This window comes from Micromonospora zingiberis, assembly GCF_004331455.1.
GTDB classification, from domain to species: Bacteria; Actinomycetota; Actinomycetes; order Mycobacteriales; family Micromonosporaceae; genus Micromonospora; species Micromonospora zingiberis.
Genome location: NZ_SJJR01000014.1, coordinates 20185 through 46789, shown reverse-complemented (window position 1 = coordinate 46789; position 26605 = coordinate 20185). Strand labels below are relative to the sequence as shown.

General features: G+C 69.0%; 16 protein-coding genes and 1 pseudogene. 3 read left to right on the top strand and 14 right to left on the bottom strand.

Annotated features, from left to right (window positions below):
- The first annotated feature begins 9 nt into the window (after positions 1-9).
- Positions 10-621 (top strand): GNAT family N-acetyltransferase, encoded by a 612-nt coding sequence (locus tag E0H26_RS19815; RefSeq protein WP_131305748.1) that lies wholly within the window; start codon positions 10-12, stop codon positions 619-621.
- A gap of 270 nt (positions 622-891) precedes the next feature.
- Here E0H26_RS19815 and E0H26_RS30025 read toward each other — a convergent pair.
- Positions 892-984 (bottom strand): annotated as a pseudogene (locus E0H26_RS30025) (IS5 family transposase); the annotation flags it as partial.
- 116 nt (positions 985-1100) lie between these two features.
- On the opposite strand from E0H26_RS30025, the gene E0H26_RS19805 reads away from it, so the two are divergent.
- Together E0H26_RS19805 and E0H26_RS19800 are read left to right on the top strand one after the other, a co-directional pair.
- Entirely contained in the window at positions 1101-1895 is a 795-nt protein-coding gene (locus E0H26_RS19805) for an SDR family NAD(P)-dependent oxidoreductase (protein WP_131305745.1), read from the top strand.
- Between the two features lie 135 nt (positions 1896-2030).
- Positions 2031-2792, top strand: a complete 762-nt coding sequence (locus tag E0H26_RS19800) for an SDR family oxidoreductase (RefSeq protein ID WP_131305743.1) — start codon at positions 2031-2033, stop codon at positions 2790-2792.
- A gap of 122 nt (positions 2793-2914) precedes the next feature.
- On the opposite strand, the gene E0H26_RS19795 is transcribed toward E0H26_RS19800, so the two are convergent.
- The 13 genes from E0H26_RS19795 to eccD form a co-directional block, all read right to left on the bottom strand.
- A complete protein-coding gene (locus tag E0H26_RS19795) occupies positions 2915-6211 on the bottom strand; it encodes an AAA family ATPase (RefSeq protein WP_131305956.1) in 3297 nt (1098 codons plus the stop codon).
- 24 nt (positions 6212-6235) lie between these two features.
- On the bottom strand, positions 6236-8338 hold the full coding sequence (locus tag E0H26_RS19790; RefSeq protein WP_131305740.1) for a hypothetical protein: 2103 nt from the start codon (positions 8336-8338) through the stop codon (positions 6236-6238).
- A gap of 137 nt (positions 8339-8475) precedes the next feature.
- Positions 8476-10152: a hypothetical protein gene (locus tag E0H26_RS19785; protein WP_165521921.1), complete on the bottom strand. Its 1677-nt coding sequence runs from the start codon at positions 10150-10152 to the stop codon at positions 8476-8478.
- Positions 10153-10258: 106 nt separating this feature from the next.
- Positions 10259-11407, bottom strand: a complete 1149-nt coding sequence (locus E0H26_RS19775) for a hypothetical protein (RefSeq protein WP_131305734.1) — start codon at positions 11405-11407, stop codon at positions 10259-10261.
- 105 nt (positions 11408-11512) lie between these two features.
- Positions 11513-19171, bottom strand: a complete 7659-nt coding sequence (locus E0H26_RS19770; protein ID WP_131305731.1) for a hypothetical protein — start codon at positions 19169-19171, stop codon at positions 11513-11515.
- A 98-nt stretch (positions 19172-19269) separates the two neighbouring features.
- A complete protein-coding gene (locus tag E0H26_RS19765) occupies positions 19270-19617 on the bottom strand; it encodes a hypothetical protein (protein WP_131305728.1) in 348 nt (115 codons plus the stop codon).
- Complete coding sequence (locus E0H26_RS19760) at positions 19614-20042, bottom strand: YbaB/EbfC family nucleoid-associated protein (RefSeq protein ID WP_131305725.1); 429 nt, start codon at positions 20040-20042, stop codon at positions 19614-19616. The genes E0H26_RS19765 and E0H26_RS19760 overlap by 4 nt, the downstream gene beginning before the upstream one ends.
- Before the next feature lie 34 nt (positions 20043-20076).
- A complete protein-coding gene (locus E0H26_RS19755; protein ID WP_131305722.1) occupies positions 20077-22344 on the bottom strand; it encodes a hypothetical protein in 2268 nt (755 codons plus the stop codon).
- A 59-nt stretch (positions 22345-22403) separates the two neighbouring features.
- Complete coding sequence (locus tag E0H26_RS29605; RefSeq protein WP_206025246.1) at positions 22404-22751, bottom strand: hypothetical protein; 348 nt, start codon at positions 22749-22751, stop codon at positions 22404-22406.
- Positions 22752-22967: 216 nt separating this feature from the next.
- On the bottom strand, positions 22968-23258 hold the full coding sequence (locus tag E0H26_RS19745) for a WXG100 family type VII secretion target (protein ID WP_131305719.1): 291 nt from the start codon (positions 23256-23258) through the stop codon (positions 22968-22970).
- 44 nt (positions 23259-23302) lie between these two features.
- Complete coding sequence (locus tag E0H26_RS19740; protein ID WP_131305716.1) at positions 23303-23635, bottom strand: hypothetical protein; 333 nt, start codon at positions 23633-23635, stop codon at positions 23303-23305.
- Positions 23636-23685: 50 nt separating this feature from the next.
- The gene (eccB, locus tag E0H26_RS19735; protein ID WP_131305713.1) at positions 23686-25089 is read right to left on the bottom strand and encodes a type VII secretion protein EccB; all 1404 of its coding nucleotides are present in this window, start codon (positions 25087-25089) and stop codon (positions 23686-23688) included.
- Between the two features lie 3 nt (positions 25090-25092).
- Positions 25093-26454 (bottom strand): type VII secretion integral membrane protein EccD, encoded by a 1362-nt coding sequence (eccD, locus tag E0H26_RS19730; protein WP_165521920.1) that lies wholly within the window; start codon positions 26452-26454, stop codon positions 25093-25095.
- Positions 26455-26605: the final 151 nt, after the last annotated feature.

The window sequence follows — 26605 nt, the reverse complement described above, 5'->3', positions numbered from 1 at the left end:
GCTGCTCCCGTGAACGCGCCACCCATCCGACCCGCGCAAGCCAGCGACGTAGCCACCATCGCCGCGCTACTCACCGACGCCGTCGCCACCGACCCCGTCGCGCAATGGCTCGTCCCCGACCCAACCGAACGGCAGCACGTCTTCCACGGGCTCCTCGCCATGGAAATCGACCACGCCGTCGAATGGGGACACGTCGACGTCACCCTCGACATGACCGCCGTCGCCGTATGGCACCACCACCCCCCGGTGGCGGGAGCGGCACCACTGTCCGACTACCACCTGAGCACCTTCACCGGCCGCGCCCTACCCCGCTTCCAACAACTCCACACCATGCTCCACCAGTACAGGTCCAGGGCCCCGCACCACTGGCTCACCCGGCTACACGTCATCCCCGAAGCCCGCCACCACGGCATCGGCCGGACACTACTCACCCACCACCACCAACGCATCAACCAACTCGGCTACCCAGTCGACACCGTCACCACCACCAGCACGGTCCGGGACTTCCTCACCAGGCAGGGCTACCACGCGGGCACACCCCTACACCTGCACGACGGTCCGCAGCTATGGCCCCTACGCCGCGCCACCCGACCACTCCCACTCACCACCACGGCCGACTAAGAGCGACCGGCAATAGGCCGACACGTCCTGATAGCCAGCCCGCCACCCAGGGCGGGGAAGATCTTGGTACGAATCTGCCCCTTGAGGGGCGCCCTCGTGCCAAGATCTCGGATGCCTTGGCGTGGCAGCGAGCCTGCCAGATGGTTGCCTAGGGTCAGTGACGGGCCCATGGGCATGTGCCCGGCCGCTCGACCTCCCGCTGCGTCACCACCACCAATTGCCGGCCGCTCTAAGCCTGGATCCGTGGACCGGGCTCGGACGGCTCGTCTGCACGCCGCCGGGTGGTTGTTTCTCTAGAGGTCCGTCGGTACGGGCACCGGCGGCGTGTTGGTGGGAGCGGCTGGTCGTGGAGTCCACGCTCACGCCGGACGTGCGCGACGTCACAACGGCCGTACCCCACACGGGCTGAAGGCGTGCGGTGACCGCTCGTCTTCCCGATTACCGCAAGACGCCAGCAGTCCAAGCAAGGAGCTACCACAATGACGTACGCAAGAATTTCGGCCGACCGCTTCGGGCCGTGGGCCGTGGTGACCGGGGCTTCCTCCGGGATCGGCCGCGAGTTTGCCCGGCAGTTGGCGGCGAACGGCCTCAACGTCGTGATCGCCGCCCGTCGCGCCACTGCGCTCACCGATCTCGGGGCGGAGATCGCGCAGCAGTACGGCGTACAGCACCTGGCCGTCACCGTGGATCTGAGCGAGTCGACCGGGCCGGACCACCTCGCTGAGGCAACCTCCGACCTGGACGTGGGGCTGCTCGTCTCCAACGCCGGCGACCTGACCCCCGGTGAGTTCCTCCGCCGGGAGCTACGCCACTCGATCGAGTCGTTGCAGCTCAACGCGCACAGCCATCTGGTGCTCGCGCACCTGTTCGGCAATCGACTCGCCGACCGTGGCAAGGGCGGCGTCGTGCTGGTCGGCGCGGCCGGAGCCGAGCACGGCATCCCCTGGCTCGCCGCGCACGCCGCCGCGAAGGCGTACACGAACACCCTCGGGCGCGGACTGCACACCGAGTTCGCCACCCACGGAATCAACCTGACCGTGCTCGCGCCCGGGCCCACGCACACCGAACTGCAGAGCCGACGGTCGCTGCCGGATTCCGTCGGGATGGCCGCCTCCGATTGCGTGTCCCAGGCGCTCAAAGCGCTGGAGTCCGGCCGGGGCATGGTGATCCCCGGCATGCTCGCGCGGGTGATGAACCGCCTGCCGGCCGGGCTCAACCGCCGGCTCGCCGGGCAGACCATGGCCACCGCCGCGGCACAGGCATCCGATCGGTAGGCGTGGCGTCCCCCGTGCATGCCCTACGCCTGCGGTGGCTTTCCGGGAGAGTCAGATGACAGATGTGGCGCACCTCGGCACTGCGCGAATGTGGGTTCGGTAATCATCCGAACGAACAACAGGAGCCCCTCCGCAATGCAGACAGTCCTCATCACCGGCACCTCATCCGGATACGGGCGGGAAACCGCCAAGCACTTTCTCGCGCAGGGGTGGAACGTCATCGCCGCCATGCGGACGCCACGCACGGATGTCCTGCCCGAACCGGACCGGCTTCGCATCCTCGAACTCGACGTGACCGACCCCGATTCCATCACCACCGCCTTCGCCGCGGCCGGTCCTATCGACGCCTTGGTGAACAACGCTGGCGTCGGGCTGATCGGCGTATTCGAGGGCACGCCCATGGATCGGGCGCGGGAGATCTTCGACGTCAACACCTTCGGTGTCATGGCGACCACTCAGGCGGTGTTGCCCCAGTTCCGCGAGCGCGGTGCCGGGGTCGTGGTCAACGTGACCTCCAGCGTGGTGCTGGGCCACATGCCCCTTTCGGCCATCTACAAGGCCAGCAAGATGGCCATCGAGGGGTTCACCGCGTCCCTCGCGCTCGAGCTCGCGGAGTTCGGCGTACGGGCGAAGACCGTCCAGCCGGGTGCCTGCCTGACGACGAACTTCGCCGCCAAGGCCATGAATCACGTCGACCTCACCGGTTCACTGGACAGGCTGGTGCCGGCACCCTACGAGCCCTTCGCGAAGAAGACTCTCGGCGGCTTCGTCGGTCAGGACCAGTTCACCCTGGAGAGTGACGTCGCCGAAACGGTGTGGCGTGCCGTCCATGACACCACTGGCCAGCTGCGGTTTCCCGCCGGCCCGGATGCGGTCTGGCTCGACCAGGCAAGATGATCTCGGCATTCCCGCTCGCCTGGTTGCGCTCTGGGGGCGAACAACGGGACTCGCACGCCACGGCGGAACGCTGCCGCCCACCCCAGGCTCGCCAGCGACCAAAGTACTCGCCGGCAGCTCATTCAGACACCAGGACTTACCGCCTGCGTCACGTCCTCGACCAGCAGCGTCCGCAGTTGGTCGACAGTCGGCTTACCGGCGGTCCGCAGCCGACTCGCCTGCCGGGTGATGGAGTCTTCCAGTAGCTGGCGCGCGTACCGCCCATTGCCGAACGCTTGCCCCTTCGGGACACGTTCGAAGTGTTCCCGCAGCACGATGAGCGTGTTACCGGGGCATTCGTAACCGCTCGCCGCAGCGAACGCCTGGAAGATCGCCACCAGTTCGTCCGGGCTGTAGTTGGTGAAGTGGATCCGGCGGGAGAAACGGGAGGCCAGGCCGGCGTTCGCGGCAAGGAACGTCTCGATCTCCCGCTCGTACCCGGCCGCGATGACCACCACCTCGTCGCGGTGGTCCTCCATCAGCTTGACCAGGGTGTCGATCGCCTCACGGCCGAAGTCCTGCCGGGCGTCGGGTGGGGCCAGGGTGTACGCCTCGTCGATGAAGAGCACCCCGCCGCGGGCTCGTTCGAACACCTCCCGGGTCCGCTGGGCGGTGTGCCCGACGTACTCGCCGACCAGGTCGGCGCGGGCCACCTCGACCAAGTGACCACCCGGCAGGACGCCAAGGGCGGTCAGCAGTTGTCCGTACAGCCGGGCTACGGTGGTCTTGCCGGTGCCGGGCGGTCCCGAGAAGACCAGGTGCCGCGAGATGGCCGGGGCGGGGAGCCCGGCGCTGACCCGGGCCCGGATCGTGGCCAGCAGATCGATCATGTCGGAGACCTCCCGCTTCACCGCGCTCAGTCCGATCATGGCCTGCAACCGGGCCAGCAGTTGGTCGACCTCGTCGGTGCGCTCCGTGCCCGCCTGCCCGCCGGTCGTGACGCCCAGATCCTGCGGCAGCAGCCGGGCCAGTTCCACCCCGTCCGACGAGCTCACCTGAGCCAGCCGGTACGCCTGCCGCCCGATCATCTCCTCGAACACCTTGCGGGCCACCCGGGCGTTGCCGAAGGCCGCGTCCCGGGCCATCCCGTCGAACATCTTGGCCAGGGCCAGCCGGGTGTCGTATTCCAGAGAGTAGTGGTGCGTGCTGCACAACTGCTCGACGATGGTCACCAGTTCCTCGGTGGAGTAACTCTCGAACTCCACCGTCTTGGCGAACCGGGACGACAACCCCGGGTTGGAATCCAGGAAGGCCCGCATCTGCGCCGAGTACCCGGCCACGATGACCACGATCTCGTTGCGGTGGTCCTCCATCAGCTTGACCAGCGTGTCGATCGCCTCCCGGCCGAAGTCATGACCGCTGCCACCGCCGTCGACCGGGGAGAGGGTGTACGCCTCGTCCAGGAAGAGCACCCCGCCGAGGGCCTCGTTGAACTTCTCCGTGGTCTTCACGGCCGTACCGCCGATGTGTTCCGCGACCAGGTCGGCGCGGGCCACCTCCACCATCTGTCCGCCGGACAACACGCCGAGCGCGGCGAGGATCTTCCCGTACAGCCGGGCCACTGTGGTTTTGCCGGTGCCTGGTGCCCCGGCAAAGACCATGTGCCGCGACATCGGCGGGACCGGCAAGCCGGCCGCAGCCCGGCGCTGCCCGACCCGGTGCAGGCCGACTAGCGTCGCGACCTCGCGTTTGACCCCGGCGAGGCCGACCAGCCCGGTCAGCTCGGCGAGCAGCGCCGCAGCCTGGTCGGCGGGCCCGTCGCCCGGACCGACCGGGTCGCCGGTCGGAGGCAGCGTCGCGACCGGCCGGGTCAGTTCGTCGGCATCCGGAGTGGACCCACCGGTGGACCTCAGTGCCGTAGCGTGGCCCGTGCGCGCCGGGGCACCCGGGCGGGCCCCGCCCCCACCGTTGCCGATCATCGTGGTCGCGTCCACCTGAACCGGTTCGGTCGTCTCCCGGAGCAGCCCCTCCCCCACGTTCCCGATCAGTTCACAGCCGTCCAGCCGACCGGACGAGCCGGCGGTGAACCACACCCCAGGTCCGCTGCTGCGGTGCACCCGACTACGCAGCAGGGTCAGGTTCGCCTTGGGCTGCACCAGGATTCCGGCCGTACGGGCACCACCGATGTCCGATCCGGTCACCGTCGCCGTACCGTTGACTTGTAGTCCGACTCCGCAGTCCTGCACCGTCGCCTGGTCAACGGTGAGCGTCGTCCCGGCCTCGACCAGGAATCCGCCGGCCGCGCACCGCTCGACCCGCGTCCCCTGGACGACCGGCCGGGCCTTACCGAGCAGCCGTACGCCGTACTCCTGGGCCTCTTCGACCACACAGTCCTCGATCAGCGGCGCGGCCGACCCACCGACCACGACGCCGGTCCGTCCACCGCGTACGGTCAGCCGGCGCAGCGTTCCAGTCGCCTCGCCTTGGCACAGCAACGTCCCGCCCGGCCCGCCGACGAGTTTGCCGCCCTCGATCAGCGGCGCGGCCGAGCCCGCGACCGCGACGGCGGCCGCCTCGGTCTCGGCGATGTCGCCGCCGATGAAGGTGCCGGTGGCCTGCTCGATCACGACGAGGCCGTGGCCGGCGGCGCCGCGTACCGTGCAGCCGCGAAACACCGGGTCGGCGGTGCCGGAGACGACGACCGCGTGCCCGCCGACCGCTCGGATCTCGCAATCCTCCAGCGTCGGCCGGCCGCCGTTGACCATGACAGCGGTCCCGGGGATGTCATGCAGCCGACCGCGAACGACCCGAAGTGCGCCGTCTTCCTCGACGGCGACGGCCGGCCCGCCGGTCGCGGTGATCTCGCAATCCTCCAACGTGCCGCGTCCACCGCGGGTAGCGAGGACCCCGACGCCTCGAATGTCGGTGAAGGTGCAGTCGCGCAGCATCGGATCCGCACCGCCGACAATCACTGCTCCGCTGCTCGCGTCCCGCACGGTGGTGGCACCGATGGTGCCGGCACCGTTGCTCTCGAACAGGAAACCGGCACCGTCGGGGTTGTCCACCCGGCAGTCGTGTAGATCTACCTGACCGCCGGGCACATGCACCGCGACGACGCCCCGTCCGCTGATCGCGCATTCGGCCGCCCGCAGCGTACCGCGCGCGACCTGCACCGCGGGCAGGTTGGCAGCGCCGCCAAGCACGGTGATGCCGCGCAGGGTCACGGTTCCTCCGCCGACGAGGAGCGCCACCCCGTCACCGCCGTCGATGGTCACCGTTCCCGGGCCGTCCTCGGCCACCACCGTGACGTCACCGGTAAAGCGCAACTGCTCCCGGTACGTGCCCGGCTGGACAACGATCATCGCGGTGCGGCCGGCCGCCGCTAACGCCGCCGAGATGCTCGGCAGGCAGCCCGGCTCGGTCTCGGAGACCGACAGCATGTTGGTCACGCTCGTTCATCCTCATTAGCTGGTGACGGCGCCGGCCCCCGCCGGCAGGGGAAAAGGACGGCCCGCGTCGTCCAGGCCAGGAGCGAATGCCAGTGGCGGCAAATGGTTGACCACCGGCGTGCCCCTCTGCTCGGCTCCGCGCAACCGCTCGAGGATCCGTTCGGCACCGTCCTGCCGGCCCCGCCCCGCAGCCGCGAGATCCCACAGCAGGACGCGCGCCGCCTGATCGGGAGTCTCCTCCTCGACCGCGAGCACCTGGAACCGGCTGCCCGGCGGGAAGATGGCCACGGCGCGGGAACCGGTGTCCAGACCATCCAACCGGCGCGCGCTGACCGACCAGACGACGAATCGAGGCGCGGTCGACGCGGCGCCGGCTCCAGTGGAGAGGCTGACGTCCATGAAGGCGGGTTCGACAAGCACGTCGCCCTGCCGGTACCCGGCGGCCGGCCACGTGCCGCTCGGACCGTACTGAAGAACCGGTCCCAGTACCGACGGCAGTCGGCGCAACCCGTATGCGGCCGAGCGGGCCACCACCCTGAGACGGTCCGCCTCGGATTCCGGTCCGCCGCCACGCAGGAATTCGTTAAGAACTTCCCGCTCGTCTTCGCAGTACGCCCGCACCGCGACCAGTCCGGCGGCGAGGTCCCCGGCGGCTCCAGCCATCGCCCGCAGCCCCGGTGCCTGCGCCAGGGTCCGAGCCACCACGCGCGCGTGCGCGTCGTACCGGCTGCCCAACGCTTGGCGCAGCGCCGTCCGGTCGACCACCGTCGGGTCATCTCCGGTGAGCCAGCGAGGTTCGGGGCCAGGCGGCGGTGGGGCCGGGTCGGCGGAAGGGGTCGGGGGCAGTTCCGCCGGGGGCGATCCGGTGGCCACGGCGGGCTCCGGCTCGCCAGCACTGGGCAGTCCCGCCGGCTCGGCATCGGGGGTGGCGGCCGGAGCCGCCTCCGGCGGCACCGAGGGAAGTTCCGGAGGTAGGGCATCGGCCGGCGCCGGCACGACGGGGTACGCGATCGTCCAGCGGCCGGGGGCGAGCAGCGCCGCGAGATCGGCACTCACCGGCGTAGCGGATGCCGTCGGTGCGGTCGGACGGACCTGGGCTGGCGCTGGCGCTGGCGGCAGCGTCCACGCGGGACCGGCCACCGCTGGACGCAGCCGCGGTGCGGGCCGGGGCGGCAGTACGGATCCGACGACCTGCCCCCGCCTCGACTCGCGTGGCCCACCCGGTCGCCGTCCATGCCAGCGCAGAAACGTGCCGGTGGTCCGAAGCAACCCGGTGGCGGTACGGGTCACTTCCCCACCAGCCACATACACCGTGCTCGCGAGCGCATCGGCGAGCCTGCCGAAGAGCAGGTCGGCGGCGTTCCCGTGCACCGATACGCCGGATGTGACGAGCACCAACGGCCGGGGGTCCCCTGCCCGGACAGTGGCGAGCAGCTTCGCCAGCCCGCGGGGCGCCACCGGCCGACCGCTTACCCGAAACCCGGTCACCGTCACGCCGACCTCGACCACGAAGCCAGCCAGAACCGGGCCGCCGCCCAGCCCCGGCTCGTCCAGAAACGACCAGCCTGCGGGAGTGCGAATGCCCGGTGCCGTCTCCGGCACGGCGGCGGCCTTCACGGCATTATCCGGCCGGGCACGGGGCTGCGGCCGTCGAGGGACCCAGGCCCGGCGTGCAGGCCAAGGCGGTAGATCGACGAAGCCCCCGTTCGTGTGAAGCAGCGCACGCGGCCAGTGCCCGGTGACCGTCACCGCCGCCGGGACCGGTGTCGGCATCGGCCACAGCGCCTCGGCGCGGATATTTCCGTCCGGAGTGCACACCAACCACACCACCGGTTCGAGTACGACGTCCGCCGGCACCGCGAGTGCGGTCAGCGGCACCGCGACCTCCTGTCCGATCCACTCGGCCAGAATGCTGGCCTGCGTACCGGGAACGACTGCCGGTGCGTATGCACCGAGCGGCACCAGCCGTACCCCACCCGCCGCCCCACCCAGATGTTCGGTAAGTGCCTCCCGCAAAACCTCGAACAGCGCCGGCCGGGCGGTCACCGACGGTGCGCTCAGCACGGCACACCGCCCTGCCTCTGCGGGCAGGGCGGCGGCCATCGCGCGGATCGGCACAGCCGTGTCCGCCCCGGTATGGAGCACGAGGGTGTCCCCGACGTGTTCCACGACGACTGGCGCGGCCGGCCAGCCGATGGGCGAACCTCCGGATACCACGGCGGTCACTGATGCACGTGACTGCTGAACAAGGTTGCTCAGCCCTTCATCGTTCCGGTGTGCCAGAGTCCTCGCCCACCGTTCGAGATGGTCACGTTGCCGTCGGCCTGGAGCACCAAGACGGCACCGTCGTTGCCGGGGGTGTTGGAGGACCAGATCGTCGCGTTGGACCGGCTGTAGAGCACCAGGTTGCCGTCGGCCTGGAACACCAGATGATGGCCACCCTGGCCCTTGGTGCCGGTCTGCCACACCGCCTTGCCCTGGTCGTAGAGGATCACGTTGCCCTCTTTCGCCAGCACGAGCTTGAGTCGATCGGTGCTCCACGACTGACCGAGTTGCAGCGTCGCGGTGGCCTGCACCACCCGGGTCTGCCAGGTCCGCTTCGGCGGCTTCGTGCTGGGAGTTGGCTGCGGTGACCGGGACGGGGAGGCACTGCTGCTCGGTTTGCCGGCGCTCGGGTCACCCGTGCTCGGGCTGCCGGCGCCCGTCGATGGGCCGGGTGCGGTCGGTTTTCCGCTGACCGGGGGCGCGGTCGGACGTACCCCGGTCCGTTTGCCGCCCAGGCGAGGATCCTGCTGATAGTGGTCGACGTATCCGATGGTCAGGTCGACGTAGCTGCGGACGTCCGGGGCATCGGGCAGCCCGCCAGCCTGGCGAACCACCTGCGGGCCGACCCGGAACGCGGCCAGCGCCAATCGGTGCGGATCCTTGCCGAGCCCGGACATGTCATCGAGCAGGGCGCACATGGTCAGGCCGAGGGTCGGGATGGCCACGCTCGGATCCCACGGCGAGGTGCTGGTCGGTGACGGGGCGTACCGGGCCCAGACCTGCGGGCTGAACTGGGCAATGCCCTGCCGGGAGTGTGCGCCGAGGAGATTCGGGTTGAAGCCGGAGGAGGCCATCAGCTGCGCGGCGACCCGGGCCGGGGTCAGCCCCGGGCAGGAGCGGCCGGCCGCGAGTACCGCGGCGAGGTAGCCGTCCGGAACCGGCTTCGCCGTGGTCCCCGCGCTGGGTATCACACCGATCGGTCTGGTCGTGCTGCCCGGCTTCGTGCCGGGCGCGGCGAGGTGGGCGTACCAGGTGGCGTAACCGGCGACCCGGTCGACGTAGCCGGCGGCGGCGTGCGGGATCCCCTTGGCAGCCCGTACCGCCGGGACGCCGGAGTGGTATGCCCCGAGCGCCAGCCGCCACAGGTCGCCGCCGATCCCCGCCTGCCGTACCTGGCCGACCAGGTCGCAGGTGAGGCGGGCGAGCGCGGCGATGTTCGCGCCGGTGTCGTTGCGCGCGGCGGCGGTAAAGGGCTTCCACTGCTCCCACGCCGCCTCGGTGAGGCCCGCGATGCCGGTGCCACCGCTTGCCGACTTCGCGCTCGCGTCGAAGCTGGACGCCGCCATCAACTGCCCGGCGAGCCGGGCCGGGGTCAGCGCCGGGCAGGCGTGCGCCGCCGCCTCGATCGCCTCGACCTGCCCGGCCGGCACCGGCCGTCCGGCGAGCCCGACCTCCTGCGCGGTGACGGTGCCGAACCCGGCGCCGGCCACGACGCCGGTCCCACCGAGCAGCACCACCAGTACCCCGACGGCGACCCAGCGCCGCAGCGTCGGATCGAGCCGGTCCAGCCGGCGGGCCACCGGGTCCCAGGCTCCGCGTGCTCTGCCGGCGAGCCTGATCCGCTCTCGCAGTGATCGGCCGACACCACCGCCGGGTGTGATAGCCACAGTTCGATCTCCCTCAACCTGCCGCTTCGATTGCACGACGGCTCGCGCCGATCGCCAGTTCAGAGTTGCTCGCCGGTGACGTCCCGCCCGGCCGGGTTGCCCCGTGCTAAGTGGGCACGTGTGCCGTTTCCAGGCCGGAGCCGACGGACTCGACCGGGTCATCCACGCCCAGGTCCACCACTGGCGCGTAGAGGACGGAAAGTGCCCGGTGCAGCAGCACCACGTCGACCTTCGGCGGCAGGTAGTGGTTGGCGCGGATCGCGGCCAGCAGGTCAGGATCGGGGGCGAGCCCGTACCCGCTCAGGTAAAAGGCGACCGCGTCGGCCCAGATCCAACGGCCGTCGGTGACGAACCCGTTCGGTACCACCTCTCCGGAGGCCGGGTCCAGCACGTCCGGACCACAGGTCGACGTAATGAGCAACGGCGCGCTGCCGGTGAGATAGCTGAATACCTTGCCCCGCTCCTCGTCTTCGAGTAGCGGGTGATCGGGCGCGAAACCGGGCCGGTTCTCCGGGTCGAGCGCGTCGTACAGCCTGGCCACGAAGAGCGGGGTGGGTGGTGCCGCAGCCCAGAGCAGCGCGGAGAACCCGAGGGCGATGCGCTGGTACGTGGGCAGCTCGTCAGGATCCAGAAACGTTTCGACCTGCGGATCCGACTCTCCGGCGGCTTCCAGGGCGTCCTGCATCCGGGCAGCCAGGGCAGGCAAAAGCGCCGCGTTGCCCCCCTGCAGCAGATAGACCCGGCGGGGCGGCGGCCACGAGGCCTGCACCGAGGGAAAGCGCCAGGCACGCCACAACGCGGTCGCCGCCAACCCGTCGTCCCGCTGGGCTGCCACCGCGGTCGCCGCCGCCCGATCGATCTCGTCCGCAGCGCCGGGACCGTCGTAGGGCACCGTCAGATCTATGCAGTACGGCACCGCATCGCCGTGCTCGGCCAGTTCCTCGGGGTTGACCGGAGCCAGCCCGTACGGCGGCGGCAATTCGGTGTCCGGCTGGTCGATGTCGGCGAGCCACATCGGGTCCTCCCCCGCCGCAGCGAGCGTGCCCGACAGCAGGGTGATGTCCTCCTGCGACATTGCCACGCCGTTGACGAGTGCGGCGAAATGGACCGCCTGAGCGATCTCCGCGAACTCGCCCTCGGCGAGCCAACGCCGGCAGATGGTGATCAGCTCGTCCGGCATCCGGCCCGACAGCCGCAGCAGCAGCCGGTGATAGGCACCGAGCTGATCGCTGGACACCGCTGCCGCCTCGACCATCGCCGACACCTTCCTCTTCTACAGACCGCGCCTCGTGGGCCACCCGCCGGACATCGTCCGGACCGGACAACCTGACAACGGATGCGCCGGCGAATCCTTCAAACGTCAGCGCGGATCCCGCGCAAATGAACCCGGCGGTGGGTACGGACCCCGCGACGGATCCGCCGGCGGATACGGCTGTCGCTGCGGATGCGGCTGGGGATATGCCTGCGGAAACGGCCCCGGCTGCGGGAGCGGCGCCGGGTATGGCTGCGGGTATGGCGGAGCGGCGAAGCCAGTGGACGGACCGGGCTGCCCCGACGAGGCGTACGGAAAGTGCCCCGCCGGAGGCGCGTGAGCCGGTACGCCGCCCATCGGGACCGGTGCCGGCAGCCGGAAACGCTGGCCGGCGGGCGGGGGCGGCGGCTGTGGCGGGGGTGGCTGCCGGGAGGGATGATCATCGAACACCACACGGCCGTCTGCCGTGGTGTAGCGATCGATGCGGTGGGTTCGCCCCTTGTTGCCGTAGCGTTGCGCGCCTTGCGGCGGGGTGTGGACCTCGATGGTGATGTCAAGCGCGTGGGCGGTGGCGGTCAGCACGGCGTCGTACGCGTTGGCGCGTTGTTGGCGTTCGGCCGCAGACTGCCTGGAGGCATTCGATGAGGTTTCCGATCCGGAGCCTTCCCCTTCGCTGTCTGATCCCATCGTGGCTGTCGCGTTCATCTCCGCGTCGGCCTCGGCCATACCGGGGATGACAGCTCCGGGGTGGTATGCGCCGGGTTGGGCGCGAGGGGCGCTGAGCGCAGCGCCGACAAAGTGTCCGTTTCGGTAGTCCTTCGTGCGGCGGAGTTCCGCGAGCGCCGAGATAAGGGGCGCGATGGTGCGGCCGGCCTCGAGCGCACGGCGGCGGACCTCGTCCGCGGGGAGGTTCAACTGTCTGCCCAGGACGGCGTAGACGGAGTCAGGACGCACGGGAACGCCGTTCGCGTAGTGGGCCACGTGTGCGAACTCCTGCTGAATGCTGTTCCGGGTGTTGGACAGCGCGAGCTGATGGGCGGCGTAAATCTTCTGACTGGGCGGTACGCCGATGTGCAGTTCGGTGTTGGGGACGGCGTATGAGATGGCGGGATAGAGGGTGTTGTGCGGCTGGTTGCCGAGTTGGTTCAGCTGCTTGCCGGACAACGCCTGAGTGATCGGAGGGTAGCCGTAGGCACCAGCGGTGGGTGCACTACTGCTGGCAACGGGGGCGCCAGCCGGCGGAAAATAGAACGACGCCTGGGCCGGATGGTAGGCGGGGTCGGCGTACGGGCCGGCGATGGAGGAGCTGGCCTTGGCATATTCGGTGAGGCTGGTGCCTCTTTTGGCAGCGCGGGCGTTCAACGGAGCATCATCCGACGTGTTGGCCCCGTCGTGACCGAAGAAGCGGTTCAGGACGCTGGCCAGCTTGGCGTGGTCCTGGGGTAGCGCCTTACCCATGCTGAACTCGGCGGCCAGCCGGGACAGGTCAGTGGGCACGGCCGATCCCATGTAGTCGACCAGGTAAGCGACACCACGTTGCGGATGCTGGTTGTTCTGCCCTGCGACCTGGATCTGAGCAGAACGCTCCACCGACGACATCTCCTCATAATTGGGAAGCTGTCGCTGCTCAGCAAGCAACTCACCGGCGTATGCCTTGTTCAGGGATACCGAAAGTTGGCTGAATTCCGATCCACCATCACCGAATTGGACGCTCGGGTCGCTGCCGATCAGCAGACCGTCGACGAACAGGTTCGGCTCGGGCCCGTACGGCAACAGCGGATGGATCGCCTTCTGTCGATCGCGAGTGGCCATGTCCTCCTGAATTGCAGCGGTGAACTGGCGCACGAATCCAGCTTTGTCCGCCGCCAGCCTTTTTCGGGCGTCCCGGGCCTTGTTGCGCTTCGCCTGGTCCCTCTCGGGATCATTTTCTTGATCGCGTAGACGTCGTATGGTGTCCGCTACGAGTTGATCGGCGTCGCCGATGCGGTAGCCACCGGAGAGCATCAGCGGCCGGAGGGGGTAGCCGTGATTGCCGGTCAGGTTGACCATCCGACTGAAGATGTGCTCGCCGGTCGCGACCGTGCGAGCACCGGTGTCGAAGTCCTGGAAAGCGACATAGGGATAGGAACCACGACCGGCGAACGCACTCACCGCCGCAGCTGTCTCCGGGGCACCCATCACCGCGTTGCGCGCGCGCCCGAAGGGAAAAGAGTTCTTGGGACCGTGATAAACAGCATGCCCGACGACGGCAATCGGCCATGGAGCGTTTGCGGCAATCTGACCCGCAGCGGACACCGCCCTGTTAAGGTCCCTGGTCACCTCCCGCCCCATCGTGTTGACGCCGACAACGAACGCCACATGGGCCCCCTGAGGCAGCCCCTGGGTGATCGAGCTGATGACCCCCTGCAACTCATGGACCCCATTAGCCGAGACCATCATGTTCACCACGAACGCCAGCGGCGCTCTCTGTGCGATCAGCCTGTTCCGCTTGGCCCGGACGTTAGCCTGGGTGACCGCTTCGTGACCCCGCACCAGTTGACTGAACGCCGCGTTCACCACTGAATTCGTGGCCGGTGCCCCACGAACAGGCCCGTCGAGGGTGCTGTCGGTGTCGGTCTCCGAGGTGGGGTCCGGGGTGGGGTTGGTGGTGCCGCGGTCGGGGCCGATGGCACCGGCGAACGTATCGGCGATCTGATCCAGATGACGCGGACGCAACCCAGGATTCTCCGCCGACGTCACCGTCGCCATGATGGAACCATCCGCGTACACCCGCGATGCCAACGAATGGTCATTGAAAATCCGGGCCACCCGATTACCATCAGAACCGGTTGAATGCGCATCGGTGTACTCGTCGAACAAGCCCAGATAATGACCAAACTCGTGCGCGAACGTCTCACCATTATCATTAACCGACCAGCTCGTCTGCGACGACGGCGGAGCATCCTCACCAAACAACGCGACAGTCGTGTCCGCGTCAGCCGGATCATCAACAAACTCGACACCGGCGTTGAACTGCCCGTCACCAATCCGATAACCACCATTAAAGACAGCATCGACCCCATCAACCGCACGAGCCTTCACCACATCAAGCTGCTCACGAGCCACCGAATCCTGAGCCACCAAATGCACCCGCACCACAAAATCATGAACCACACTGCCATCAGAGTCGACAAGCCGCCGATACCGATAACCAACAAGACCCACCACATGATCAAGATCGGGCCGCGTCACCACACCACCGGTAGGAACATCCAAACCCGCGTCCTCATACGAACGCACCACCACATCAGGCAAGAACCCCGACCTATCACCAACATGCACCACATCAAACGCAGCAGCGCGCGCTCGCCGAGGCACCACACCAGCCCGCAACTGCTCAATCCGCTCCCCCGACACCACCCGCCCCCGCACAGGCTCACCTGGGTCTGCCTCACGGTCCGGACGGGTCTCCACCTCGTCCCGCAGGTCCGCGTCGAAGATGACCTCGCCGGCGGGTGTTCCTTCGCCGAACTCCCACGTCGGAGAGTCTTCGGAGATGGGTCTGGCCGTGGCCAGCGGCCCGGCCACGACCGGCGGCGGCACGTCCAGCAGTCGCGGTGAGGTTGCGTCTGTCTCGTCGAGTTCGTAGATGGCGGCGTTACCGGCAGGATCCGGATTACGTAACGTGCCGTGAGCGGAACCGAGCGACCGGGACAGGGCCGCAGCGGCGACCTCCCCGTTGGCGTGGTACTCGGCGGCCACCATTGTGGTGAACTCGTCGAGTAGCGCGAACTGCTCTGCCTGTCGGGCGTCGGGTTGGCGGGTGACCAGCGGACGTTGGTGGTCGACCGCTATGCGGAACGTGGCCCATTCGAGCGCATTGGAGTACCCCTCGGTGCGTTCGCCGACGAGTTCGAGATACTCGCGCGCCTGCTTGAGGTTCGCCTCCCGGGACGCCCGGGCAGGGCCTGCGGGAATCGAGGTGCGCTGGCCGTCGGACCAGGTCCAGGTCGAGTCGGTGCTCAAGGTGGCGATGAGTCCGTCGGGCGTGGTGACCGTCGGGTCGACGATGTCACGCCCCAGTGCGGTGCCGACGAGTCTCGTCGCGAACACCACACAGTTGCTGCTCAGCAGGTGGTAGTTCTCCTGGGAGTTCCGGGCGGCGAAATCGTACGCATCGGAAAGCTGCCGCGCGCTGATGTTGTACGCACCGAGGACTCGGGCATGTCGAGCCGCCAGATACTTCCGATCGTCCTTGATCGCCCCTTGCGCCCCAAAGAGACCCTCATCCGGATAGAAGCCCAGCGCGGTCTGCTTCCCGTTCGGCAGCCGGATGGCCACCACGGCGTGTCCTGGACTGAATGCGCTGTCGGCTGCGAGCACACGCGACGGCGCGGCCAGCAGCACAAGTTCGATGTTCTCCGCTGGATTGGCGGCTTCCTGCCGCGCGAAGTCCCGCAGATCCCCTGCGTGCTCGGTGAACTTCGCCACCCAGTCCTTCGGTTGCGAACCAGACACGTCGAACGTCGAGATCGGTGGCGGCAGCAACGTGAATCCACGCGACGTGCCATAGTCCTGCGCCAGTCGCTGCGACATGGCACGGGCGGCGTCCGCGCCCTCCTCGAGAAATTTCGCCGTGAGCATGGTGGCGAACGAGTCAAGCAAACCCAACTGCGCCCGCTGAGTATCAGTGGCACGCCCCGTCACCACCGGACGCTGATGATCGATCGCCACCTGGTATTCGGCCCACGACCGGGCCGCCCGCACACCCTCGCGGTCCGCGTTCGTCTCCATCGACCGCTGCGCGGACGACCTGGCGACCGCGTCCGCCGGCTCCAACTCCGTACGGGGGTCCGCTGCTTCGGACCAGGCCCGGCTGGAATGCGGCACCATGGCCTGGACGAAGTCACTCACCGAGGCGCCCATCGGCGCATCCGTGATCCGATGACCGACAGCGGCCCTGGCGAACCGCCGGACGAACTCCGCATCACCGTTGCGCAGCGACCGCGTCCACAACTCCGAAGATTCAAGGCCGAACAGGACAGCGTCCGTCAACTGCTGGCGGTCGATCCGGATCGCCGCCGACACGCGCAACGAGGGATCAAGAAGGGCGCTACCTGCCGAGTTCGGTCCGAGAGTGACCGGCTCGACCCGGCCCGGCACGCGAACCTCCACCCATACCCGGTCAGCGTTGCCCGAGGCCGTCATCACCACCAGGTCGACCACTGGCCCGTCGTCGTCGGCGTCCCGCGCGTACTCCTGCAACGGACGGACCTGGTCCATGAACCTGATCAGGCCGTCCTCAGCGTCGATCGGGGCCGGGTGTGCCATCGCAGGTGGCGTCGCATTGTTCGCAGGCGGCGCGGGACGTGGTTGCGCCGGGACACCCTGGCGGGGAGCCGAGGGCTGCTGGTCCGTACCAGTTGGCCGCCCCCGGTCAGTCCCGGTTGATGGCGGCGTCGCGGCAGCGATGCCGGTGGTGGTCACCTGCGGTGTCGCGACCGTCTCCGACGGGTCGATGGGCACCGCCATCGGGTTCTCCGACACGCTCCCGGTCACCAGTGGCGTTCCCGGCAGGCTCACCTCCTGCGGGGGCAGCTCCGGATCGGCGGCCGACCCGCCGGACCGATCGTGCGGCGTACGGCCGGCCTTGCCCGCCGTCTCCGGTGCCGGCCGCCAGCCGACGGCCACCGGCATCACGCCAGCCGGGTCTGGAAGATCGACCGGCACACCGCCGGGGCCATCGGTGACGACGTCATCGGTGGCCGAGCCCGCTGGCTCGGGTGACAGTTCCGCGTTTGTCTCCGGCCCCAACACCACGGTCGGCGCGGGCGTCGAGGTCTGGGACAACGCCGCTTGGAGAGCCTCCGGACTCAGCTCCCGGAGGGCCGGGGACAACAGCTCGACGATCTCCGGTTCGGCCGGGGCAGCCTGTTCGACGGGCGGCTGGGCGCTCTCCGGGAGAAGACCGTCGTTGTCCACGACGGCGTTGCCGGGCGGCGCTGCGGCGGGAACGCTCGCTTCGGTTGGGGTGACAGTGGGTGGGGTGTTCGCCGTAACGGGAGCAGCGGTTGCCGGCGCAGCGCCGGCCGTGGGCGGAAGAGTCACCGTGGAAGGAGACGGCACAGTCGCCGGGCGCGGCGTGGATGTGGGTCCCGTCGTGGGCTGCCCACCGGTAACCGGGGTGGACTGCCCGCCAGTGACCGGGGTCGGTCCGCCCGGGGTCACCGGGGTCGATCCGCCCGGGGTCACCGGGGCGGCACCGGTCGGCGTCGCCGTCGTGGCCGAGCCGTCCACCGTGCCCGCCCAGGACGCCCCGGTGGTCGGCGGGGATGGCGACTCGTTCCCCACCGCCGGCGGCGGGCCGGACACCGGTGCCGCCGCTGCTCCCTCAGCCACCGGTGCGTCCGTGACGCCGTCCACAGAATCGCCGAGGATCGATCCGGACGGTGCCCCGACGCCGATGTTGGTATCCGCCGGCACCCCCACTGGTGTGGCGGTGCCGGCGGGAACGGCCGGCGATGGCACTCCTTCGCCGCCCGCACCGCCCACGCCTGACGTGCCGGCCCCACCGGACTCTCCGAAACCGGCGCTGCCGCCGATTGGTCTCGGTACGCCTTCGACAACCGGCGGTGGGCCCGACACTCCATCATGTGACCGCGGTGCGGCATTTCCGGGGGCCGCAGCGACACCCGCACCTGCCACGGCGCCAGATCCGGCAGATGTGTCGGATCCGGTCGGCGGGCCGCTGTCCGTGTCGGTATCGGTCGGCAGGCCGGTGACCGGCGCACCGCCGGGTCTCACGGGTGTGGGAGTCGGATCCTCCTCGGCCGGCCTCTCACTGTCCGGCCGGCCTCGGCCCAGCGCCCTCGATGTCCGATCCTTGAGCGCCGCTGCCGCGTCAAAGGTCGCATCGGTGAGCATCGACGAGACGACGGTGGGTCCGAAGTTGGCCGGCCCGCCACCCATGGCGACGGAGAGGGCGGTTTCGATGCTGGCCTCGACAACACCGCTGACGCCGCGTTGACCGAGGTCGGTCGCCCCGGTGACCACAGTCCTTGCCGCGTTGTTAGTCGACGCTGCTTCCAGCGCCCGGTCGATACCGGTGCGCCTGGCCGCGCCAGCACCTGCGGCATTGATGAGCGGCATCGCCGTGCCCATCATGCCGCCGAACGCACCGCCCACTGCGGCAGACGTCATGACCTGCCGGCCGTCCACCCCCTTGCCGTACCGCCCCAATGCGGCCAGTTCACCTGCCAGCGCGGCGAGCAGTTCCTGCAGAGCCTCGGCGAACGCCACCCGCGACAGGGTGGCGAATCTCGATAGCACTCCTTGCAGGAACGCCCGAAGTCCGCCGCGGACCAGCGGTGCCTTCGCCCAGAAGTTCACCCACGGGACCGGAGAGATCGGAAACATGCTGATGGCGTAGGCCAACTCCAGCATCAGCAGCGCCACTGTCGTCAGGGTGGCCACCTTCGTGGCGAACACCGTGCCGGCCGCAAACTGATGCTGGGTGCCGACCCCTCGGGTGAACCTGCCGGCGTTCTGCAGGACGCCGAGGATGTCCGCCGCCTTCTGGGCGAACGCCCGCTTGGAGTTGCCCTCGACACCGTCCAGAATTCTCTGCACGGCCCCGGCAAACTCCCGCTCGGAGCCTTCCACCCCACGAGCGAGGTCTGAGCTGGCCCGCGCCAGTCCCGCCAACTTGTCCTCGTTGATGCCGGGGAACTCCATGCCGAAAAACCACAGAAAGAACCTCGCCAGAGGATCGGGAACCTGAAGAGCCATGACGACCGACCTCCTGCGAAATCCTCGAACCACCACACCGAGGTGTGGGCCACCCCGTCGCCGACGGCGTGGCCCACACCTCCCACGGTCGGAACAGCTCAGCCCCGGGCCGTCCCGCCTCCACCGGGCATGAGATTGGCAAGGCCTTCAGCAACCTCGCCGGCATCCCGCAAGATCGCACCGGCGTGGTCGACCGAGTCGCCACGACCATCAGCAAGCTCGCGCAGACTGCGGAGCACCTGGTCGAGGAATTTCTGCGTCGCTTCCAGCCCTTCATGGATGTTCACATCGAAAGGGCTCCGCAGCTCGACAGGCGTCGTGGTGTATGTCGCCAGAGCGCTGGTCCAGGTGTTGTTGTTCCGGAGCGTCTGCTCCTTGAAGGCCGCGAGCGGCCCCTGGTTCACCAGGTCGAGGTCGGCGGCGATGCGGCCGGCACCCGCGCTCACGGCTGCGCCCCACGGGCCGGCATCGACGTCGAGTTGGGGAACATCTCGTTGGCCGCACGCATCGCCTCACCCATGATCTCGTCGATGTCCACCGAGTTGGTGAGGAAATCGGCGGCCATGCCGCCCGGAAGAATGGTTTGAAGGGCCTCGTTCATGCTCGCCCGGGCCTGATTCCGTGCGGACGTGACGGTCTCCACGAGTAGCGTGCTCAACTCGGCAGGTGCCATCTTGCGGTAGGCCCCCGTGGGAAACTTCACGTCCGTCAGGTCACCACGACCGTCCACTGTGATGCTGACTGCCCGGCTTTTCGCGACAACTGTCGTCTCGGACTCCGAGACCCACTTCTCAAACTCGGTGACGGCGCGCTTCTGCTCCTCAAATGCGCTGAACGAGTGTTCCATCATGTGGTGAACAGGACCTGTCACGAATACCTCTCCTCCTCAAGCAGCCACGACTTGTTCAGTACGCGCGTCCGGTCGTGCGGCCGGTACCGCGTGCCGGGGTACGCGGGGAGTCCGGACCTTGCGGCACGGACGGGTAGGCACGGTCGGGATCCAACTCGTCTGCGGTGTCGACTCGACCGATCACCGAAGGCGTCACGTCCGGGTCCGTGCCCCAGACCTCTTCCTCCTCGGCCAGCCACGTCTTGCGTTCCCGGTCCTTCTCCGCCTGCCCACCGCCAGCGCCAGCCCCCATGCCGCCCATCATCGGCGGCATCATGCCGGGGGCACCGCCGGTCATCGGGCCTGCCGGCGCGGCGACGCCGGCAGCCAGCGCAGCGCCGCCTGCCCCCGCCGTCAGCCCGGACAGGCCCGAAACGTTGTCGCCGCCGACCGGCAACGGCGCCGGCCCGAGCGCACCGATCTGCATGGCGCTGGCCGGCACCCGGGAATTTCCGCCGGACTGCCAGGTCCCACCGGTCGATCCTTCGCCGAGGTCACCGCCGTCCGGGAGACCGCCGGTGAAGTCGTTGTCACCCGGCAGACCACCGGCGAAACCACCACCGGGACTGGCGGCTCCGCCCGGGATGGCGGGCAGGGTGCCGGTGCCACCACCGGCAAGATCCGCCGGAACACCCGAACCCGACGGACCACCAATCGTTGTGGGCAGGCCGCCGGTGCTGGGGGCCTCACCGAAATCGCCGCCTACCCCGCCGGGAAGCCCACCCGGCTTGTCCACGCCCCTCGACGGGCCGCCGCTGCCACTGCTACCACCGATCGGCAAGGGCAGGCCGCCCAGTCCGGAGCCGACGCCGATGCCCCCGGTCAGCCCGCCAGCGGACCCTCCTGTGGAACCGCCAATGCCACCCAGGCCGAGGCCCGCACCCGAGCCGCCGCCGGCACCCGAGCCAAGGCCGAAACCGGGCAGTGGGGGTGGAACGATGCCGCTACCTCCGCCGGAGCCGCCCAGGCCTGCACCCGCCCCACCGTCCAGGCCGTCAAAGCCGGCACCGGCGCCCCCGCCGATCCCGGCACCGCCGCCAAGTCCGCCACCGGCTCCAAGGTTGATTCCGCCGCCGCCCAGGCCACCAAGCCCCGCCCCAGAACCACCACCGGCACCGCCGCCAACACCGCCACCCAGACCACCAAGCCCTGCCCCAGAGCCGCCATCGGCACCGCCGCCCAGACCACCAAGCCCCGCCCCAGAACCACCACCGGCACCGCCGCCAACACCGCCACCCAGACCACCAAGCCCCGCCCCAGAGCCGCCATCGGCACCGCCGCCAGCACCGCCAGTCGTGGTCGGTGGGACCGCAGACGGAGTGAGAAGATTCGCGGCAGTGTCCTCGAAACTAGTGCGAATGTTGCTGACGTGGACGCTTGCCGACTGGTCCAGATCGTTGATTCTCTCCAGGAAAACGTTGTGCATATCCTGGTTCAACTGGCTGAGCGCGCCGTCCTCACGGAATCTGTAAACGGTCGGACCGTTTCCGAGGTCGATCGGGATATCCCAGATGTCCGTCTGCCCGTCTCCCCCGCCGACGACACGCGCTCTGATCTGTTGCAAGGCGGAAGCCACCAGCCCATTCGGCTGGTTCAAGATATTGCCGCTCCAACTCGACCAGGCTGCTCGCATATCACGCCAGAACCACTCCGCCCGATCCCCGTTGTCGCGCAACATCTGCGGCCAGTTCTTGTTCGACTCCAGATCCCGCCGCAGCGTCAACATGTTCCGGCGCAGGGTGACAAGAGATTCGCGGAAAGCGCCAGCCGCAGCACCTTGAAAGCCCGACGAGCCACCGTCAAGATTGTTGATCTCCGCCTGCAGACTGCCGGTCGCATGGTCGAGCCACATCGCCATGTTGTACATCGTCCCGGCAGCCATGTGGAACGATCGGGGACTCAGCGGAGATGAGTCCGGAATCTTGTTCAGGGCATCCCGGGAGTTGTTGTAGAACTCGTTCCAGAATCGTTCGTGCGGAGAAGATCCCTGCTCGCCCACATACCAGTCAATACGACCCTGGATCGTACGGATCTCGGTAAATCTTTGGGTGTGATCCCGATAGGTCGTAAAGACGGTCGTGGCGGAGATTGGCTGGAAGAACCTGAACTGATTGGGCGGGACATCATCGAAGGTCGGCGTTCCTGTTCCTCGAACCTCTTCGTTGCGCGCCCACACCAGACTAATCCAGGGCCGGTCAAGAAACTGACGCCTATCGGTTTGCTGTGCGCCCAGGACCTGCGTCAGCGCTTCTTCCCATCTGAGCCAACCCTGCGGCGACGTCATTGGACTCTCCCAGGCAACACGTCATGAAACGATCGGTGATCGGACGATCTGAAGGCCGGCTAGATCGTCAGCCGGTTAGCGTTCGAGTTGTTGTTGTTCTCGGTGTTCGCAGCCTCGTTGTCGGTGTTCGTCAATGCCCTGGCAGCGGTGCTCAACGTGGTCTGGTACATCACCAGCAGCCCGTCGACCTGTGCGCCGACCTCGGCCACCCGCCGCTCGAGGAACGCACCAGGGGCGAAGGTGCCGCCGCCACCGCCACCGCCGGCCGCACCACCACTGGACGCACCGCCGCCAGCGGTGCCACCGCCAGTGCTGGTGGCACCAGCGCCTCCGCCACCTGCGCGGACCGCGAGGTTGACCCACGGCGTGCCGGCGGGGCGTGCCCGGTCACCGGGATTGATACCCATTCGGGCGGCACCGATCTGGGCCCGCCAGTCATTCACCCTCCGGACAACCTGGTCGATGGCGGTGCTGCTGTGCGTGATTCGGGACCTCGGGGGCATGTCGCGGCTCCGTTCCAAGTGGGTCGGTAATGAAAATGGCGATGCCGATGAATCGGGACAGGTGGCGCGGAATCTGCGGACCACGCCACCTGTCTCGGCAGATCAAGTTCGGTCCGCCCCTCAGCTAGGGAACTGCTGGGCCGCCCGCTGGTCGCCGGCCCGGAACTCGTGAGCGATGTTGCGCAGGATCGGGGCGGCCTTCCCGACGCCCTCGTTGACCTGCTCCAGGCCGACGTTCCACTCCACCTGGGCCCGCTGGTACGCCTCGATCGCCGTACCGTTGTTCATGTCGGCGTACTGGGTCACCTGCCCCATCAGGGCGGTGATGGCACTCTGCAGGTCGCCGGGGAGTCGTCCGAGCCGGTTCGCCACATCGTCCATCTGCTCGGGCCGCACATCGAAGTCGGTCATGTCCTTCGTCCTTTTCGGTTGCTGGTGACTCGGTCTGAGTGTGATCAGGTCCAGCTGGCGCTCATCGGCGTGCCCGCCATCCCGACCTGGGCGGCGAGGGACTGGTTGCTCTGCTCCGTGCTGGTGCTGATCCGGCTGGTGCCGAGCACACCGCCGCGGAGGATGCCGAGGGCGTTGCGCACCCGGTTGAGCCCGCTGCGAATCTCGTCCAGCCCCTGCCGGTACGTCACGCCGGAGCTGCCCCGGTGGGACGCCTCTAGCTCGGAGTACGCCGAGTTCAGCACGCCGTCAGCCGCGTTCAGCGAACCTTCCATCTCACCGAAGGCACCGATGAGTTGGCTGCTGCTGCCCTCGTTGTAGGTAACTCCACCTGCCATGACTCCTGCTTCCTTTCGCTAACTGAGATGTCTCGGGCGGGTTCTCGCTGTCACCCGCCCGACAGGGCCGACTCCAGCACCGGTCCGGTCGGCACCAGCTCCAGCAGCCGGCGCGGTACCTGTCGGGCGCCGCCCGGTGGATAGCCGAGCTGCTCTGCCGCCTTGACCGACGCCAGTGGGTACTTCACTCCGCCGTCGGTCATCAGGTAGAGCCCAGCGCCGGCGGCCTGGTCCAACCGACCGGCCAGCATCAGTCCGCCAACGCCCGGCTGGACCGCGATCCGGGTCGCCGTACGGGATGTTCGGGTCATCCCGGCCCCGTCCGACACGACCGCCACGGACGTCGGGGGCATGTCGGCGACGATCTCCACCCGTCCGTCGGCCATGGTGTGCCGGACACACCAGGCGGTGCCGTCCGGTAGCTGGGCGAGCGCGGGGGGAGATTCCGGCACTCCGGTCGGTAGCACCGCGCGGCGGGAGATCGGAATCTGGGCCAGCGCGGCGGGGCTCAATTCCACCGGCGTCACCGCGCCGCCACCGTACAGTTTCGTGGTTTCCGGGTCTGCCGCGATGATGGTGTACGCGACCGGGGTGAGTTCCGCCAGGCCGTCCGGCAGCAACAGATACCGGCGCTCCGGCGCTCCGGTCGTGCGCGCCACGAAGAGTTCGCCGACCCGGGTCCGCCGCCCGTCGACCGTCGGCCCCTGACTGCCTCGCCCGGAGACCGGTATCGGCGCCAGATCCGGCCCGGCCGGCACCGAATCCAGCCAGCCGGCCTCCACCTCGACACCGCCGCGTTCGAGGCCGAACACCCGGGCCAACCACGGTCGCGCCAAGCGCAGCCGATTGCCCCGCCAGATCAGGAAACTATCGTCGCCGGCGGTGGCCACGATCGCCTTGTCCGGACCGAGCGGACGATTCCGGCGACTGGCGGCGGCCAACTCGATGGTGAGCGTGGTCGCGGTGGACAAGGTGCCCGCCCGGTCGCGTACGCCGGGCGCGCAGACCGTCCAGACCTGCTTGGCGACCGTACCTGCGGGCGGCAGCGTGTCCGGCGCTCCGACGATGCCGACCGGCTGGCCCTGGGGCACGTCCCGCAGGGAATCGCGGGAGACCGAGACGACGGTCGGCTCCCGCTCGAAGATCAGCCGCGCCGAGGCGTAGTTGAGCACCGGGCGAAGTTCGCCACCGACGTAGACGTAGCGGGTGCCGGTCTCCTTCTCCAGCACCAGCACACCGGGGCCGCGCCACTTGGTCGCGCCGCCCGGGGAAAGCATGCCGAAGATGGCGAAGCCGGCAACGCAGAGTGCGGCGACCAGCAGCCCGCAGATGCTGCCCACGATCATCCGCCGGTGCGGGCTCTCCAGCCCGTCCGGTTCACCGGAGACCAATGCGGCGGTCAGTCGGCCGAGCACGTACGACTGCGCCTGCACCTGATCACGACGGGTCTGCACGGTTCAGCCCCCCAATGCCCGGGCGGCGCCGTAAACCCCGAGGACGGCGAGCAGGACGGGGAACATCGCGACGGTGCTGACCAACTGTGCGACGTCGCCGATCCGGCCCCAGTAGGGCATGATCCGGCGGTCCGGCAGCTCGCGCCCGAGCCAGAAGAGCGACACCGCCGCGACCGGCAACCCGATGACGACGACAGCGAGCCGCACCAGCGGCGCAGCGCCGGCGAGCGCGAGCAACCCGAGCAGCGCCAGCCCGAGCAGTGCCGGCCCGGCCAGCGTCAGCCGGTGCCAGGCGCTTGTCATCGGGCGCAGTGCCAACAGCCGGACCACGGCGACCAGGGCCAGAAGCGTCCAGGGCACCCACCACCCGGCAACCGCCAGCAGCACCACCGAGACCGCTGCGGCGATGCCGTTGCCCGCGTAGAGCCCGGTCATGTAGTGGTCCGCCCGCGCGGTCTGCGCCAGCAGGACCTCGCTCGGCTCGGGGTCGATCTCCTCCTGGAGATGTTCCGGCTCGGTGGGCAACGGCGCCAGGCGGATCCGGGCGAGCCGGAACGCGGTCATCGGCACCAGGACGGTGAGCACCGTCGCGAGCACCGCGATCACCGCCGCCGCCATCTCCGCTGACAGGCCGAGATAGGCGCAGAGTCCCGCGCCAGCCGCCGCGTACAACGCAGCGCTGGCGACCGCGACGGTGGCCGGCCCGACCCGACCGACGATCACCACGGCGAGCAGCGCGGTCACAGCCACCGCCACCGCACCGGCGAAGAGCTGCGGCGCTGGGCTCTCCAGCACCGCACTGTCGCGTGCGATGGCCGGGGCGAGTCCACCCGCCAGGCCCGCGTACCCGATCCCGGCGAACACCGTGACCAGTCCGAACGTGCGGTCGGCGGCGGCCCGGCTGAAGCCGAGCGCGCCGGCCAGGCAGATCAGCGAGAGAACGCTGGCGGCGAGCGTACGGGACAGTGGTGGCCCGGGCAGCGCGACGGCGAAGATCCCGATGACGAGCAGAACCACAAGTACGCCAAGCCCGCTCCAGCGAATCATCTCGGGCCGCCACAGTCCGGACCGGCTTCGTACTCCCGTGGCGATGCCGTCGGCGAGGTCGTCGAAGTGGACCGGCGGGATCTGTTCCGAGCGCGGTCGCAGATGGAGGGTCTCACCGTCACGCAGGCCCAGAGCGGCGACGCTGGAATCTTCGTCCAGCGGCGGTGCACCCAACCGTTGCAGAACCCAGCCGCCATGCGCGAGCCCGGCGTCGGCGACGTTGTCGCCGAGATGCCGCAGCAGCGCGGGGAAAAGGTCGGCGATCGGCACCTCGGCGGGTACCGCGACCTCCAGCCGTCGCTCCGGTCCGTGGACCACGAGGCGACACATCTCAGCGGCAGTAACGCTCACGAACGATCCGACGTGCCGTTGGGGCGCGTCTTCAATCAAGCCCATGTGACCGATCCCACAGCACCCCTGGGCTGGTTGACCGATCGCGGTCGGAATCCGTCTGTAGACATCGGACCCC